The organism is Streptomyces sp. NPDC057963 (assembly GCF_042887155.1).
Taxonomy (GTDB): Bacteria; Actinomycetota; Actinomycetes; order Streptomycetales; family Streptomycetaceae; genus Streptomyces.
The window spans coordinates 191,385-206,083 of record NZ_JBHVPX010000005.1; the positions used below are offsets into that span (position 1 = coordinate 191,385).

General features: G+C 69.7%; 13 protein-coding genes and 2 pseudogenes. 7 read left to right on the forward strand and 8 right to left on the reverse strand.

The genetic code is table 11. The features are described 5' to 3' along the window. Window positions 1-11: 11 nt before the first annotated feature. The 4 genes from ACFVT1_RS13980 to ACFVT1_RS13995 all read right to left on the reverse strand — a co-directional run bounded on the left by ACFVT1_RS13980 (window position 12) and on the right by ACFVT1_RS13995 (window position 3,161). Window positions 12-998: an amino acid ABC transporter permease gene (locus tag ACFVT1_RS13980; protein ID WP_389794913.1), complete on the reverse strand. Its 987-nt coding sequence runs from the start codon at window positions 996-998 to the stop codon at window positions 12-14. 1 nt (window position 999) lies between these two features. Then, complete coding sequence (locus ACFVT1_RS13985; protein ID WP_389794915.1) at window positions 1,000-1,956, reverse strand: ABC transporter substrate-binding protein; 957 nt, start codon at window positions 1,954-1,956, stop codon at window positions 1,000-1,002. Between the two features lie 407 nt (window positions 1,957-2,363). Next, window positions 2,364-2,561, reverse strand: coding sequence for a hypothetical protein (locus ACFVT1_RS13990; RefSeq protein ID WP_389794916.1), 198 nt, complete (start codon window positions 2,559-2,561; stop codon window positions 2,364-2,366). Window positions 2,562-2,651: 90 nt separating this feature from the next. Further along, on the reverse strand, window positions 2,652-3,161 hold the full coding sequence (locus ACFVT1_RS13995) for a MurR/RpiR family transcriptional regulator (RefSeq protein ID WP_389794918.1): 510 nt from the start codon (window positions 3,159-3,161) through the stop codon (window positions 2,652-2,654). Between ACFVT1_RS13995 and ACFVT1_RS14000 the strand changes: the two genes are divergently transcribed. The 3 genes and pseudogenes from ACFVT1_RS14000 to ACFVT1_RS14010 all read left to right on the forward strand — a co-directional run bounded on the left by ACFVT1_RS14000 (window position 3,101) and on the right by ACFVT1_RS14010 (window position 6,115). After that, window positions 3,101-3,448: an EamA family transporter gene (locus ACFVT1_RS14000; protein ID WP_389794920.1), complete on the forward strand. Its 348-nt coding sequence runs from the start codon at window positions 3,101-3,103 to the stop codon at window positions 3,446-3,448. The genes ACFVT1_RS13995 and ACFVT1_RS14000 overlap by 61 nt on opposite strands. A 228-nt stretch (window positions 3,449-3,676) precedes the next feature. Further along, a complete protein-coding gene (locus ACFVT1_RS14005; protein WP_389794922.1) occupies window positions 3,677-4,627 on the forward strand; it encodes an SDR family NAD(P)-dependent oxidoreductase in 951 nt (316 codons plus the stop codon). A 190-nt stretch (window positions 4,628-4,817) separates the two neighbouring features. Continuing rightward, window positions 4,818-6,115, forward strand: a pseudogene (locus tag ACFVT1_RS14010) (transposase). A gap of 609 nt (window positions 6,116-6,724) precedes the next feature. Here ACFVT1_RS14010 and ACFVT1_RS14015 read toward each other — a convergent pair. Both ACFVT1_RS14015 and ACFVT1_RS14020 read right to left on the reverse strand, forming a co-directional pair. Then, window positions 6,725-7,447, reverse strand: coding sequence for a response regulator (locus ACFVT1_RS14015; protein WP_389794924.1), 723 nt, complete (start codon window positions 7,445-7,447; stop codon window positions 6,725-6,727). Continuing rightward, window positions 7,444-8,652, reverse strand: a complete 1,209-nt coding sequence (locus ACFVT1_RS14020; protein ID WP_389794926.1) for a sensor histidine kinase — start codon at window positions 8,650-8,652, stop codon at window positions 7,444-7,446. The genes ACFVT1_RS14015 and ACFVT1_RS14020 overlap by 4 nt, the downstream gene beginning before the upstream one ends. A 178-nt stretch (window positions 8,653-8,830) precedes the next feature. Here ACFVT1_RS14020 and ACFVT1_RS14025 point away from each other — a divergent pair, with 178 nt between their 5' ends. Beyond that, complete coding sequence (locus ACFVT1_RS14025) at window positions 8,831-9,751, forward strand: ATP-binding cassette domain-containing protein (protein ID WP_389794928.1); 921 nt, start codon at window positions 8,831-8,833, stop codon at window positions 9,749-9,751. Further along, window positions 9,748-10,521 (forward strand): ABC transporter permease subunit, encoded by a 774-nt coding sequence (locus ACFVT1_RS14030; RefSeq protein ID WP_389794930.1) that lies wholly within the window; start codon window positions 9,748-9,750, stop codon window positions 10,519-10,521. Before ACFVT1_RS14025 ends, ACFVT1_RS14030 begins: the two co-directional genes overlap by 4 nt. 180 nt (window positions 10,522-10,701) lie before the next feature. Here ACFVT1_RS14030 and ACFVT1_RS14035 read toward each other — a convergent pair. Next, window positions 10,702-10,923 (reverse strand): annotated as a pseudogene (locus ACFVT1_RS14035) (response regulator transcription factor); the annotation flags it as partial. 77 nt (window positions 10,924-11,000) lie between these two features. Here ACFVT1_RS14035 and ACFVT1_RS14040 point away from each other — a divergent pair. Further along, window positions 11,001-11,816 carry a class I SAM-dependent methyltransferase gene (locus ACFVT1_RS14040; RefSeq protein WP_389795468.1) on the forward strand — a complete coding sequence of 272 codons (816 nt, stop codon included), beginning with the start codon at window positions 11,001-11,003 and terminating at the stop codon, window positions 11,814-11,816. A gap of 287 nt (window positions 11,817-12,103) precedes the next feature. Here ACFVT1_RS14040 and ACFVT1_RS14045 read toward each other — a convergent pair whose 3' ends face one another. Then, window positions 12,104-13,198: a LacI family DNA-binding transcriptional regulator gene (locus ACFVT1_RS14045; protein ID WP_389794931.1), complete on the reverse strand. Its 1,095-nt coding sequence runs from the start codon at window positions 13,196-13,198 to the stop codon at window positions 12,104-12,106. 226 nt (window positions 13,199-13,424) lie between these two features. Between ACFVT1_RS14045 and ACFVT1_RS14050 the strand changes: the two genes are divergently transcribed. Continuing rightward, complete coding sequence (locus ACFVT1_RS14050) at window positions 13,425-14,693, forward strand: ABC transporter substrate-binding protein (protein WP_389794933.1); 1,269 nt, start codon at window positions 13,425-13,427, stop codon at window positions 14,691-14,693. Window positions 14,694-14,699: the final 6 nt, after the last annotated feature.

The window sequence follows — 14,699 nt, forward strand, 5'->3', positions numbered from 1 at the left end:
CGTTTCCACTCTCAGCCCTTCGTGTCGGTCGATGGGGCGGGGCCGGTCCGGGAGGTCCGGAGTGCGGCGCCCGCGACGAGGCGTCGCAGCGGCCCGGGGGCGGGGGCGGCGGGTGCCGTGCCGCGGCCGTAGCGGCGCTCCAGCCAGGACTGCGGCAGGCCCAGGGCCGTGACGAGGATCAGGTACCAGATGCTGGCGACCACCAGCATGGGGATGACCTGGTAGTTCTGGGCGTACACGTCCTGGATGTTGGACATCAGGTCGTGGGCGGAGATCACCGAGACCAGAGCGGTCATCTTGAGCATGTTGATCGTCTCGTTGCCCAGCGGAGGGATGATGACCCGCATGGCCTGGGGCAGCACGATGCGCCGGGTGGTGAGCGCCGGTCGCATGCCGAGCGACTGGGCGGCCTCCGCCTGTCCCGCGTCGACGGACTGGATTCCCGCGCGGACGATCTCGCTCGCGTACGCCGCCTCGTTGAGTCCCAGTGCCAGGAGGGCGGCGACCGCGGGGGTGAGCACCGCGTTGGTGTCCATGTCCAGGAAGGTGATGTGGGTGAACGGGATGCCGATGAGGATGTGTTTGTAGAGGGCGCCCGCATACCCCCAGAAGATGATCTGGACCAGGAGCGGGGTGCCGCGGAAGACCGAGACGAACGCGTTGGCCAGGGCGCGGAGTACGGGGTTGGACGACAGGCGCATCACGGCTACGAGAACACCCAGCCCGAGGCCGACGGCCATGGCTGCCGCGGTGAGCCACAGGGTGGTGGCCAGGCCGTCGAAGACGAGGTCGGCGAAGACGTAGTGCCCGACGATGTCCCAGTGCAGGTTCTCGTTGCCGGCGAGGGAACCGATCAGGCCGACGAGGGCGGTGAGGGCAGCCGCGGCGGCCAGCCATCGGCCCCAGTGGCGGATCGGTACGACGGTGAGGCCCGCCTCGGCAGGCGGTGCGGGGGCCTGGGCGCCGCGTACGGCCCCGGCGGGTGTGAGGGCGGCCATGTCAGGACACCGCCGCGTTCTTGGTGGCCTGCTTCACCGCGATGGAGGCGGCGCCGTACTTGTCGCAGATCTTGCCGAGTGTGCCGTCGTCGACGAGTGCCTGAAGGGCCTTCTGGATCGCGTCGGTCAGCCCGGGAAGCCGTTTGCTGACACCGATGCCGTTGGGGGTCGCCTCGTAGCCACCGCCTGCGGCGGGGTCCTCGACGGCCTCGAAGGCGCGGCCGCCGTCGGCGGTCTTCGCCGTCCAGCCGGCGCCGGGCTTCGTCACCAGATCGGCGGCCACCTTCCCCGAGCGCAGGGCGAGTTGGGCGTCGGAATCCTTGGGGAACGTCTGGATGGAGACCGCGTTCCTGCCTGCTTCTGCACACGTGGACTGGTGCCTCTTCAGCACCTCCAGCTGGTGGCTGGCCGCCTGGGTGGCGACCTTCTTGCCGCAGAGATCGTCGAGCCGTGCGATCCGGTCCGGGTTTCCCTTGACCACGAGGATTCCCGAGCCCGATACGGAGTAGTCCACGAAGTCCAGGACCCGCTGGCGTTCCTTGGTGTCGGTCATGGCCGACATGACGGCGTCGAACTTTCCGGCCTGGATGGCGGGCACGATGCCGTCGAACTTCTGGGCGGTGAAGGCGAATCGCACTCCCAGCTTGGCGCCGAGCGCCTGGCCGAGGTCGTAGTCCAGCCCGGTGAGCTCGGGCTGCCCCTCGGTCTTGAACATGACGAACGGCGCATACGGTACGTCGGTGGCCACCCGGACCGTGCCGCCGGACCTGACGGCCGCGGGCAGGGAGGCGTGGAGTTCCGCGTCGCGGGTGACGTGCACACCCGCGACGGCGACATCGCCCGCGGGAGCGCCGGCACCATCGGAGGCGCCGTCTTTTCCGCATGCGGACAGCGCTGTGGCGGATGCGATCAACAGTGCGGTGGCCGCTGCTGCGCGGCGGACTGGGCGGGTGTGCAACACAAACCCCTCTCGCGGAACTGCCGTGCGGCTGGTTCACCGCCGACCGGATGCCCGCACGTTACACGTGATGCATGTTTTCGCCATACCGTAACGCTCATTACGGATCAATAACGACTGAACTCGATGATGAAGCAAGCCATAGGCTGCACATTTCCCGCCCTGCGACGCGCCCCTCGCACCGCAGCCTTCGACCCGGCCTCGTTTCAGACCATCGATTCGTGAGGCGATCTGTAACGTCCTGGATCGGCGTCCGGTCGACCTCGCTCACTGCGACAAGCGATGCCACCGGAGGGACCACACGCCGCCGCGTGGTCACATTCCGAAATATTTCGATGGTTCAGTGCCTCATCTGCCATGCAAGACCGTGCGACTGCGGCACATGACAGCAACCGCCTCGGGCCGACCTACTCCCGGATGCCATCGAAGCCGACCGGCGCACCGGACCTACTTTCGTAGATCTTTCGTAATATCCACATGCCGCGACACGCGTTGCCGTTGAGGCCGAACGGCAACGGCAGCCTGGCAGCCGGGGCATCGACGACCTGCGGGTTCACCGTCATGACCAACGGCAACGCCTCCGCATCCACGATCGGCGCCTGCACCGCCTCCTGACCCGTCCGGTACCGGACGAAGACGCGAGGGCGCGGCGAAACCCGATCGCCGCGCCCTCGCATGTCACGTCGACGGCCAGGTCAGTAGGAGTGGTCGGCGGTGACGTCGGCGGAGAGGCCCCCCGCCGTGACCACGACGCGGGGCGCGGCGGCCGCGGCGAGCGGCCGGTCGGCGGTCAGCGTGGTGGCGAGGTCGTCGAGGGCTTCGCGGGAGGCATGGATCGTGTCGGCCAGGGCGCGGGCGGCCGGGTCGTCGCGGGGGTCCGGTGCCGGTGCGCGGGTGGGGCCCTGGCGGGCTGCCGCGATCTTCAATTCCTGGTAGCCGCGGAAGCCGAGGCGCTGGCAGGCGCGGACGACCGATGACGGCGCGGTGCCGGCCAGGGCGGCGACGTCACAGACGCTGAGCCCGACGAGGTCGGCCCCCTGGTCGAGGATCACCTGCGCGACACGGGCCTCGGTCTCGCGGAGCTCCGGCAGCTTGGCCCGTACGTGAGCGCCGAGCCGGTACGGGGGTCCACCGGTCCCAGACCGTGATCGACTACATCGCGTGGCTCTTCCTGTGCCAGGGCCCCGTCCTGCCGCTGCTGGCACTCGCCCGACGCGGCCGCCCCCTGTTCGCCCAGCTCAAGCCGGTCTGCGGGATCGGCCTGACGGGCGGCGCCATCTCGTTGCTCGCCTACGGCCTCGTCATCTCGGCCCAGGCCCACGGCGACCTGGCGACCGTCGCCGCCCTGCGGGAAACGAGCATCCTGATCGCGGCACTGATCGCCACGCTCCTCTTCCATGAGCGCTTCGGCCGTCTGCGCCTCACCGCCGACGCGGTCGTCCCCGCGGCATCACCGTCCTCGAACTCGCCCACCCCTGAGCTTGTCTTTTAACCTCTGGTGGCTGAGCGTCCCAGTCGGCCTTCGAGTGCTCCGGTTGGCCAACGTGACGTTCACCGGCACGGTGCGTGATGAGCCAGCACTGTGTCGGTGGGATATCGGCCGTCTGGCGGGACTGTCGTTGATCCATAGGCGATGTGTCGGCGGCCGCTGAAACCGTGGGTGTCGAGCTGCCGGCAGAGCAGCCACAGCCGCCTTCAACAGCAAGGGAGTCCCGTCGCCATGTCGTCCGCATCCTCCACCCCGCCCTGGAATGTCCAACGGCTGCCACGTGCCGACGGCAGCATCTTCCTGGTCACCGGCGGCAACGCCGGCATCGGGTACTTCGTCGCGGAGCAGTTGTCGGAAGCCGGAGCGACCGTCGTACTCGGCAGCCGGAATCCTGCGAAGGCCGAGGTCGCCACGGCCTCGATCCGTGCGCGCGTTGCTGGTGCGCGGGTGCGGTCCGTACGGCTGGACCTCGCCGACCTCGGTTCGCTGCAAACGGCGGTGAAATCACTGGAGGTTGAACGCCTCGACGCGGTGGTCCACAACGCTGGCGTCGCGCTTGACGACCCGCCGCGCAGGGAGACCGAGGACGGTCACGAGCTCATGTTCGGCACGAACCACCTCGGGCACTTCGCGTTGACCCAGTGGCTGATGCCGCTGCTGTCGGCTGCGCCGGCGGCTCGCGTTGTGACCATGGGCAGCTTCGCAGCGAAGTCGGAGCGGCTCGACCTGGACGACCTGCAGTCCTGGAATGACTTCCAGCCCAAGCGCACCTACGGACGTTCCAAGTTGGCGCAGATGTATTTCGGTCTCGAACTCGACCGCCGCCTGCGCGCTGTCGGCAGCACGGTGACGAGCGCGGTGGTCCATCCCGGCGGCGCGCTGGACTCCCTCACGCCGTCACGGCCGCCGGTTCATGTGAGAACCATCAGCGCACGGCTGAGCGCGGCGCCTGCGGCTCTCCTCGTCCAGGGCAAGCATGCCGGCGCATGGCCCGCGGTCCGGGCGGTGCTCGACCCGGCCGTGCATGGAGGCCAGCTGTGGGGACCGCGCGTCTTCGGCCTGCGCGGCGAGCCCCGACGTGAACCGATATGGAACCACCTTGCCGACACCTCCGTCGCGGCGCGGTTGTGGGACGCAAGCTGTGACCTGACCGGCGTCGACCCCGGCGCCATCCCTGGATAGCCCAGGCACGCGCGCTTGCGGACAAGCGTGCCCAGGTTGGCCCGACTGCGGCGCTCGAGTACACCCCTGGCCTCGAACGATGCCCCGAACGTGATCGCTCGAACGGAGATTGCGGGGACGTGAACACGGCCTCCGCCTGATCCTGTGCTCCGACCAAAGAGGCACGTGACCAGTACGAAGGCTGTGAGGGATGGGTCTGCTGCATCACGATGTCCGGCGGGAACCATTCGCGGGGGCGTCACACTTCCGGGACGACTTCTTCGACTGCCTGCCTGTGCGCGGGGGCGCACTGTTCGAGCTGACCGACGCGTTGCTGTGCGCGGATGGGCCGGTGACCACGCCGGTGGACCTCACCCTGACGGCCGAGCACCGGCGCGGGCACGGCGCGATGTACGACGCGCTGAACAGCGGGAACGTCGATGTGGCGCGGCTTCGGCAGGTGCTGGCCGGGCTTCCGCAGCCCAAGGCCGCGTACGGGCGCCTGGTCTTGGCAGTGGACGTCACCCACTGGCTCCGGCCGGGCGCGCCGACCAGTGCGGACCGTTCTGCCAGGTCTACGGCCGTAGCGGACGCTCGTCGGACCAGTTCATGCCCGGCCGGCCGTACTCGTTCGTCGCCGCGCTGGAGTCGGGCCGGACCTCGTGGTGCCAGATCCTGGACGCGCTGCGGCTCGGGCCGACCGACAATGTCGCCGAGGTTACCGCGGCCCGGGTCCGCCGTGCGGTCGGGGACCTCATCGACATGGGCCGTTGGCAGGCAGGCGACCGCGACATCCCGATCGTCTTCGACGCCGGCTACGACGCCCCGCGCATGGCCCATCTGCTGGAAGGACTGCCGGTGGAGGTCCTCGGGCGGATGCGCACGGACCGCGTGATGCGCAAGCCCGTCCCGGTGCCGTGGACCTCACCGCCGCAGGGCGGACGACCGCCGAGGCACGGCAAGGAGTTCCGCTTCGCCAAGCCCGACACCTGGGGCGAGCCCGATGCCGCGACGGTGCAGGTCACCGACCCGCTGTGGCACCGCTCGCGCGATGGCCTGGGACCGCATCCATCCTCGTCTCACCACCCGCTCCGCATGGATCGACCACAATTGCGCAGGTTCGACCCTGAGCACACCTTCCGGATGATCATGCAGACGCTGGGCTGGGTCCGCCCGAAGCTCCGCGCTCCTGCGGCGGTGGACCGCTGGACCTGGCTGGTCGTCGCCGCCCACACCCAACTCCGCCTCGCCCGCCCGCTGGCCGCGGACCTCCGCCGCCCTTGGGAGAAGCGGGCCGAGCCCGGCCGACTCATCCCCGCCCGGGTCCGCCGGGGGTTCAGGAACCTCCGCCCCGACCTGCCCTGTCCGGCCCGCGCGCCGAAACCCAACCGGCCTGGCCCCAGCAGGCCCCTCGGCTCGAAGGACCGACACCCCGCCACCCGCTACGACGTGGGCAAAAAGGTCAGGCGGCCCGAGAGCATCGCCAAACGTGACCAGGTCAGACCATAGAGGACAAGCTCAGTTCGCGACGGACATGAATCTCGCCGACGCCGACGTCATCGAGATCCGGCGTGACATCGCGGTGGGTGGCGTTCCGCGCAAACGGTAGGGGGCCTGCCACAGACGGAGCATCGCTTCCGGGTGTGGCCGGCGACGTAGTACCCGATGGGCTGACGGCGTTCCCCAACCCTGGAAGGGGAACGGAGCGCCTGACGGCTTGTCAGTTCATGTGTGTCATGGGTCCCCATCCGCCGAATCCGTCCCTGCCCCGCACGTTCACCGACGTCAGCGTGCTCCACGACCTCTCACCGAAGGTGGCACTGTCACGTTGGCAAATGGCGTCGGAGAAACTGATCCGGTGGGCGGGCCTTCCTGCCGATGTCCTGGCCGAGGTGCTCGCCGGCCATAACGAGCGGCCTGGTAGCGAGCGGTGAGACCGTGTCCGGTGGGCAGCAGACACAGTCCGTGGTCTGTGGTCTGCGGTCCGTGGTCTGCGATTGATGCCGCATCGTGCGGTGCTGTGGTGATCGGAATGCCGGAACACAACCCGCACCTCTTCGGGGCCCACATCGTCCGTGGCCGGGTCAGGCCTCCGGCCGCGGTGCCGGAAGGCGGTCTTCAAGGACCGATCGCCGGTGGGCGTACTACCGTGACCAGGCCGCTCTCGTACGCGACGATCACCAACTGCGCGCGGTCGCGGCAGTCGAGCTTGGTGAGCAAATGGCCGACGTGGGTCTTCACGGTGGCGATGCCGAGGTACAGCCGTTCGGCGATCTCGGTGTTGGACAGGCCGCGGGCGATGAGGGTGAGGACTTCGCGCTGGCGCCCGGTCACACCGTCCAGGGTGTGCGGCAGTGATTGCGAGGGCTGTGGGCGATGCGCGAATTCCGCGATCAGGCGCCGCGTCACGGCCGGTGCCAGCAGCGCATCGCCTCCGGCCACGACCCGAATCGCCGCGATCAGTTCGCCGGGCGGCGTGTCCTTGAGCAGGAAGCCGCTCGCGCCGGCCCGCAGCGCGGCATAGACGTACTCGTCCAGGTCGAACATCGTCAGCATCAGCACCTTGACGTTCGCCGTGCCGGGAGAACCGCAGATCTGCCGGGTCGCCTCGATGCCGTCCATCCCGGGCATCCGTACGTCCATCAGGATCACGTCCGGCGGGTCCTGCCGGGCGCAGCGCACCGCCTCCGTCCCGTTCGCCGCCTCCGATGTGGTCACCAGGCCGGGTTCGGCATCGACGAGCACGCGGAGGCTGCCGCGCAGCAGGGCCTGATCGTCGGCGATCAGGACCCGGACCGGATCTCCGGACGGAACAGCGGGCGAGCCGGCGGGCCTGGTCATGTGCTCTCCTCGTACGGCAGGGACGCGTGCACCGCGAAGCCGCCCTCCGGACGCGGTCCGGTGGTGAGGGTCCCGCCGTACATGGCGACGCGCTCGCGCATGCCGACGATGCCATGGCCGCCGGTCGTCTTCGTCAGGGGCGCCCGGCCTCCGCCGTCGTCGGTGATGTCGATCCTGACGTCGCGGCCGTTCGCGACGACCTCCACCTGGCAACGGGAGTCCGGGACGGCGTGCTTGGCGACGTTGGTGAGCGCCTCCTGGACTATTCGGTAGACGACCAGAGCGACTCCGTCGGGCAGGTTCTCGACACCGCGCATCGTCAGCTGCGCACCGGCCTGCCCGACGAGTTCGGGAAGTGCGGCAGCGCCGGGGACCGGGCCGAGAGAGGCCGGCTGCCGCTCGCCCTCGGGGGTGCGCAGCACACCGAGCATCCGGCGCATGTCGTTCAGTGCGGTACGGCTCGTGCGTTCGATGACCTGCAACGCGTCGTGCGCCTCCTGCGGTCTGACGTGCAGGACATGGTTGGCGACTCCGGCCTGGACCGCGATCAGGCCCATGCTGTGGGTGACGACGTCGTGCAGTTCGCGGGCGACCCGCAGGCGTTCCTCCGTGACGGCTCGCTGCGCGAGCTGCTCCACCGCCCGAATGGCGAACGCGCGCCTCTGCCGCGCGGCCCGTCCCAGCTGCCAGGCGCCGAGCAGCGCGGTGAAGCCGAGCAGCAGCAGCCCTGGGCCGCCGCGCCACCAGTATGCGTCGCCCGCGTGCGTCGCTCCGGCGGCACCGGCCAGGGACAGGGCCGCCAGCGCCAGTCCGGGCAGCCACCGCTGCCACCAACGGTGTGACGGCACCGTGAGGGCGACGGTGTACATGGCGAACGCCGCCGCCAGGAACGGGTCCCAGGTGGCGTCCCGTACTACGGCGACGACGGTCACCGCCAGCACGAACACGAACACGGGCAACGGCCAGATCCGCCGCACGGCGACGGGCGCGGTGGCCGCCGCGATGAGTACGAGCCGCTCCCACGGCACCGGGGCCGGGGAGGGTGCCGTGGACGACGGCGCATCGGCCGTCGAGCCGGTCAGCAACAGCGCGGCCGCGTAGACGAATACGAACACGCAGTCCAGAGCGATGTGTTGGCGTCGGCTCAGCCGCCGGGCCAGGATCGGATGATAGTCCGGGTCCACCTCAGTAGTACTTGCTCGCACCTCTCGACCCTATCCAGGCGCAGGGCCCGCCACCTCCGTCCGGCAGTTGAACCTGGCGCTCCTCCCAGGGGCGGAGGCACAGGCTCCTATGCCGGCCCCCTCCACCCGTGGGTGGAGGAAAGGCGGTAGGCCCTGGGCCGGATGTGGCAGCGGCCTCTCGTCCCGGAACATCGCCGACATGATCGAAGCGACCGACCTGACCAAGCGTTACGGGAACACCACGGCGGTGGACGGGCTCAGTTTCCGGGTACGGCCCGGCCTGGTGACCGGATTCCTCGGCCCCAACGGCGCCGGAAAGTCCTCCACGATGCGCATGATGCTGGGCCTGGACCGACCGACCGCCGGCGAGGTGCGGATCGACGGCGCACCGTACCGACAGCTGCGCGATCCGCTGCGTACGGTGGGCGCTCTGCTCGACACCAGGGCCGTGCACCCCGGCCGGACCGCACTGAACCATCTGCGGTGTCTGGCCCGGAGCAACCGGATCCCGGCACGCCGCGTGCACGAGGTGATCGAGCTGGCCGGGCTGGCGGGCGCCGCGCGCCGACGGATGGGGACGTTCTCGCTGGGTATGGCCCAACGACTAGGAATCGCCGCGGCGTTGCTCGGCGAACCGGCCGTCGTGGTGCTCGACGAGCCGGTCAACGGGCTCGATCCGGAGGGCGTCCTGTGGATCCGGCGCCTCCTGCGGGACCTGGCGGCCGAAGGGCGCACCGTGCTGATCTCCAGTCACCTGATGAGCGAGGCGGCACTCACCGTCGATCATCTGGTCGTGATCGGCCGCGGCCGGCTCCTCGCGGACACCGGCATGACCGCGTTCGTCGACGAACACACGGAAGCAGGGGTGCGGGTGCGCACTCCGGAACCGCAGCGGCTGCGCGACGTGCTGGCCGGCGCCGGGATCGAGGTCACCGAATGCGCGGACGGGAGCCTGAGTGCGGCCGCCGGCCCGGAGCGGATCGGTGAACTGGTCGCGGCCCACGCGGTGCCGGTGCACGAGGTGGCACGGAGTCACGCATCGCTGGAAGAGGCGTTCATGCGGCTGACCGCCGACGCGGTCGAGTACCGGGCGGAGCAGCCGGGAGGAGCACAGCGATGACCAGCAACTCGCCCCGGGCGGTGCTCGCCGCCGAATGGACCAAGGTGTGGACCGTGCGCTCGACCGCCTACACCTTGCTGCTGGCTTTCGTGCTCAGCACAGGCATCGGCACGCTCGTCGCGTCCAACTGGCGCAACGACATCGAGCACGTCGTCAACTTCGATCCGCTGGTCGCCGCCCTGTACAGCGTGACCCTCGGGCAGCTCGCCCTCGTCGTGCTCAGTGTCCTGCTCGTCGGTGCCGAGTACTCGTCCGGATCGATCCGGACCTCGCTGGCCGCGGTGCCGGGACGTGGTCTGTTCTACGGCGCCAAGGTGCTGGTCGGCACTCTGACGGCCCTCACCGCCTCGACGGTGATCGTCCTCATCACGTTCGTCGCGGCACAGGCGGCGCTCGGCCCGTACGGAACCGACCTCACCGCGGACGGAGTGCCGGCCGCGCTCGCCGGGGCCGTCGTCTACCTGACCCTGATCTGCGCCTTCTCCATGGGGATCGCGACCGTCGTGCGCAGTTCGGCGATCTCGATGGGCATCCTGCTCCCGCTGTTGTTCCTCGGCTCCCAGGGGCTCGGCAACATCCCCGCTCTGAAGCCCGTCCTGCGGTATCTGCCCGACCAGGCCGGCCTGGAGCTGATGCACATCGCCGGGCCGGCCAACGACGGACGCTACGGACCCGGTTACGGATCGGGGGCGGCTCTCGCCATCCTGCTGGCCTGGACGGCCGCCGCCCTGATCAGCGGCTACCTGGTACTGCGCCGACAGGACACCTGACGGGACAATCAGCCGGTCCCACGCGGCCAGGTCCTGTGGGAAAGCCCATCGGCAGGCCGGCCGATACGACCAGGCCATCACCGGCCTCACCACCGCCACCGCCCGCCGGGCCAACCTGGCACAAACCGTATCCACCGGCCAGGTCGAGGACGTCATGAACCGCCGCAACTGCCGATGGTCCACACCCAGGCGCCCGGTCTCGTAGGCGACGATGACGGCCTGGACACAGTCACGGAGTCCGAGCTTGGCGAGGATGAGGATACGGGCGACGTGCGTCTTGACGGTCGCCTCGGCGAGGTGGAGGCGGGTGGCGAGTTCGGCGTTGTTCAGTCCTCGGGCCGGCAGGCCGAAGACCTCCAGTTCGCGCGGGGTGAGTGAGGCGAGGTCGCGGTGGAGGGAGGCGTCCCGTAGATCATTTACGGGACAACCCTTAGGCTGGCGCGGTGACTGATGAGCAGGAGCGGGTGCAGCCGTCGGGAGTGTGGGCCACGGCGGTGGGGGTGGCCAGGGTGCGGGCGCGGGAGACCGAGCGGGAGAACGCGCTGTTCCGCGACCCACTGGCACAGGCCTTCGCCACCGCCGGCGGCCTGGGGCCCTCCTCGCCGCCGCTGCCCGGTGACGAGGCCGCGCAACGCCGCCGGCTGGGCGTGGCGTTCTCCATCGTCATCAGGACGAAGTTCCTCGACGACCTGTTGCAGCAGGCCTCCGCGTCCGGGGTCCGGCAGGTCGTGCTGCTCGGCGCCGGCATGGACAGCCGGGCCTTCCGGATGGACTGGCCCGAGGGCACCCGGCTGTTCGAGGTCGACACCGCCGCGCCACTGGACTTCAAGGCTTCGGTGCTGCGCCAGGAGCGGGCCGTCGCACGCTGCGAGCGGATCACCGTCGCGGTGGATCTGCGTGAGGACTGGCCAGGCGCGCTGGCCGCCGCAGGGCACGACCCGGCGGTGCCGACCGTGTGGATCGCCGAAGGACTGCTGATCTATCTGCCCGAGGACGCGGTGGAGCTGCTGCTGGCCCGGATCGGCGCGCAGTCGGCGGCAGGCAGTCGGATGGGGCTGACGTTGGGCTCGCGCGGCGTGATCGAGCGCTTCGGCGCGGACGCCGTGCCGGGATCGGCGGCGTCCATGTGGGTCTCGGAGATGCCCGACGACCCGGTGGGCTGGCTGGCCGGGCACGGCTGGGAGGCCGGCAGCCACACCCTGCGCGAGCGCGCTGCCGGCTACGGCCGCCCGATCAGCACCCCGCCGCAGCACGAGGAGGGGCCCGGCGGACTGATCTCGGCGGTCCGCCAGTAGAGCGCCTCCCGGTTCCCTGGACGATCGATTCCAAGGGGCCTGATGAGTGGAGCCAGGTTCATGCGCGGCCGGCCGGTCATGCGCGCGCTGGCCGCCTACGACCTCTTAGAAAGTGGTACTGAGCGCAACGCCTCCTGCGAACCGCTCCCAGGACACCCCGCGTGCCGCCGCGGAAGGGCGACTCCCCGTACGCGGCACGGCCGCGGCACGCCCCACCGCACACCAGCACGGCGGGGGCGGGGGCCCGGCGTCGGGACCCGGAACATCGGCACCCCTAGGCCACCCGGCTACGCCCGGCCCGCCACCCGCTGCCCGGCTACGCTCAGCCCGTCGGCCGGCGTCGGTGCCGGGGCCGTCGACTCCCGTACGACCAGCCTCGGCCGGATGAGCAGAGACCGTCCCGCCGCGGGGGCCGAGTCGATGCGGGCCCGCAGCTGCTGGAACGTCTCCGCGGCCATCTCCGGCAGCGGCTGGCGGACCGTGGTGAGCGGCGGTTCGAAGAGGTCGGCGAGGAGGATGTCGTCGAAGCCGACCACGGAGACGTCCTGCCCCGCGCTGCGTCCGGCGTCCTTGGCTCCCCGGCAGATCCCGATCGCACACATGTCGTTGATGGCGACGAACGCGGTGGGCGGGCGCGGACCCCCGAGGAGCTCCCTGGCCGCGTTCCGCCCCAGTTCGGCGGCGTCCTTGTCGCCGAACTCCGCGGTGTCGGCGCCGGGCCACACAATCGCGTCGGCCGGGTCGAGGCCCGCCGCCTCCAGGGCGGCCCGGAAGCCGCGCAACCGCTCGCGGCGGTTGACGCTGTTGACCGAGCCGGAGACGAACGCCAGCCTCCGGTGGCCGAGTTCGACCAGATGGCGGGTGGCGAGCTCCGCACCCATCGCGTTGTCGACACTGATGGAGGCCAGCGACGGCGGGTCGCCCGCCTGCGCAGTGCGGTCGAAGGCGACCATCTTCAGTCCGCGGCTGAGCAGCGGCGTCACATGGTCGAGCGAGGGGAGCGAGGAGCAGAGCACCACGCCGCTGACCCCGTCCGCGAGCAGTTCCTCGCCGTACTTGAGCTCACGGGCCGGATCACGCTCGCTGTTGCAGAGCAGTACGTGATAGCCCTCGGCGAGCGCGATGGCCTCCAGCTCGCGGGCGAGCGCCCCCCAGAAGGGGTTGGCGACGGACGGCACGATGAGACCGATGACCTTGATGCGGCCGGTGCGCAGCATCCGGGCCGCTCGGTTGGGCCGGTAGCCGAGCTGCTCGATCACCTGCTCCACGCGGGCCAGCGTGGCCGCCTGCATACGGTCCGTACGCCCGTTGAGGACGTTGGACACCGTGCTCGCGGAGACCCCCGCGGCCTCCGCGACCTGATGGATCGTTACCCCGCTCATGCCACCTCCGGTTCGGAACCAGTCTGACCCTATCAGTGTATCGATTTACTGAACTCTGTTGACCGGTACACCCGTTAACATCGCCGAAAATTCATGCGCCTCAGCTGTTGACGTCTCTCTGACGGCGTTCCTAGCATCAGTGCATCGATTTACCAGCGCTTCTCAGCCATGGCCGGGATGCCATCGCTGGATCGATCCACAGCCTCCACCTCAAAAGGGGTGTCCCATGGAACTCAAAAGACGGTCGCTGCTTGCCGCCATCGGCGCCGGCACCGCTGCCGCCGCCCTCAGCGGGTGCGGTACCGGCACTTCGGCGGCCGGCTCCGCCAACGGCCCCGCCGAAGGTGAGATCACACTGCTCACCCCGATCTACGAAGGCGCCGACGGCAAGACGCTGCTGGAGAAGGAGATCCTCGGCGGGTTCCGGAAGAAGTACCCGGACGTCAAGGTGAACGTGGACTACACCACGTACGCGCAGCTCAACGAGAAGATCACTACAGGCCTCGCGGGCGGGCTGCTGCCCGATGTGCTGATGATGGGGGTGGGCTGGATCCCGCCGTTCGCCGCGAAGAAGGCGATCGCCGAGCTGCCCGAGAAGTTCGCCACCGCGCACGACTACGAGAAGCGGGTGCTGGAGCCGTCCCGGTACGACGGCAAGCTGTACGCCCTGCCGGTCGTCCTGGACACCCGCATCGTCGTCTACCGCAAGGACCACTTCGCCGAAGCCGGGATCAAGAAGACCCCGGCGAACTGGGCCGAACTGCGTGCCGTGGCCAAGCAGCTGACCAGGGACGGCCGGATCGGGTTCGACCCGTTCTCCATCGAACTGCGCCAGTGCTGGGAGGCCTTCCTCTTCGCCAACGGAGGCCAGTTGTTCAGCGCGGACGGCAAGAAGGTGCTGTTCACCGATGCCCGCGGGGTCGAGGCGCTGCAGTTCTTCAAGGACCTCGTCAAGGACGGCTCCGCCTCCTACGCCAAGAAGACGGAACTCGGCGCCCCGACCAATGTGCAGACCGGCAAGGCGTCGATGATGATGACGAGCAGCGCGTTGTGGAAGCAGGTCGGCGACCAGGCACCGGACCTGATCAAGGACGACAAACTCGGGGCGTTCGTCCTCGCCAACCGCAGGCCCGCGATGCTCCAGGGCGGCACCCTCGTCACCCAGTCCGCGAGTTCGAAGCATCCCGCGGCGGCCCGCGCACTCGTCGAATACCTCGCCTCGCCGGAGTCGATCCTCGGAGCGGTCAAGCAGCGCGGTTCGGTGCCCGGACTGAAGGACCTCAGCGACACCGGCTATGTGAAGGAGAACAAGTTCGTCGACCTCTCCCTGCAGAGCATGGGTGACGCGTGCTCCGAAGGCGGCACCGCCGCCTGGATGGAGATCCGCGAAAAGATCAAGCCCACGCTGGAGCCCGCGATCGTGGGCAACCAGTCCGCGAAGGACGCCATCGCGGAACTCGGCCGGCTCGCCGAGGCCGCCATCGGCCGGATGTAAGGACCC

What these genes read in the sequence shown, in the direction of transcription:
- ACFVT1_RS13980 (WP_389794913.1), bottom strand. Translation starts at nt 998, where the DNA reads ATGGCCGCCCTCACACCCGCCGGGGCCGTACGCGGCGCCCAGGCCCCC.
- ACFVT1_RS14015 (WP_389794924.1), bottom strand. Translation starts at nt 7,447, where the DNA reads ATGACCAGGCCCGCCGGCTCGCCCGCTGTTCCGTCCGGAGATCCGGTC.
- ACFVT1_RS14025 (WP_389794928.1), top strand. Translation starts at nt 8,831, where the DNA reads ATGATCGAAGCGACCGACCTGACCAAGCGTTACGGGAACACCACGGCG.
- ACFVT1_RS14050 (WP_389794933.1), top strand. Translation starts at nt 13,425, where the DNA reads ATGGAACTCAAAAGACGGTCGCTGCTTGCCGCCATCGGCGCCGGCACC.
- ACFVT1_RS14030 (WP_389794930.1), top strand. Translation starts at nt 9,748, where the DNA reads ATGACCAGCAACTCGCCCCGGGCGGTGCTCGCCGCCGAATGGACCAAG.
- ACFVT1_RS14005 (WP_389794922.1), top strand. Translation starts at nt 3,677, where the DNA reads ATGTCGTCCGCATCCTCCACCCCGCCCTGGAATGTCCAACGGCTGCCA.
- ACFVT1_RS14045 (WP_389794931.1), bottom strand. Translation starts at nt 13,198, where the DNA reads ATGAGCGGGGTAACGATCCATCAGGTCGCGGAGGCCGCGGGGGTCTCC.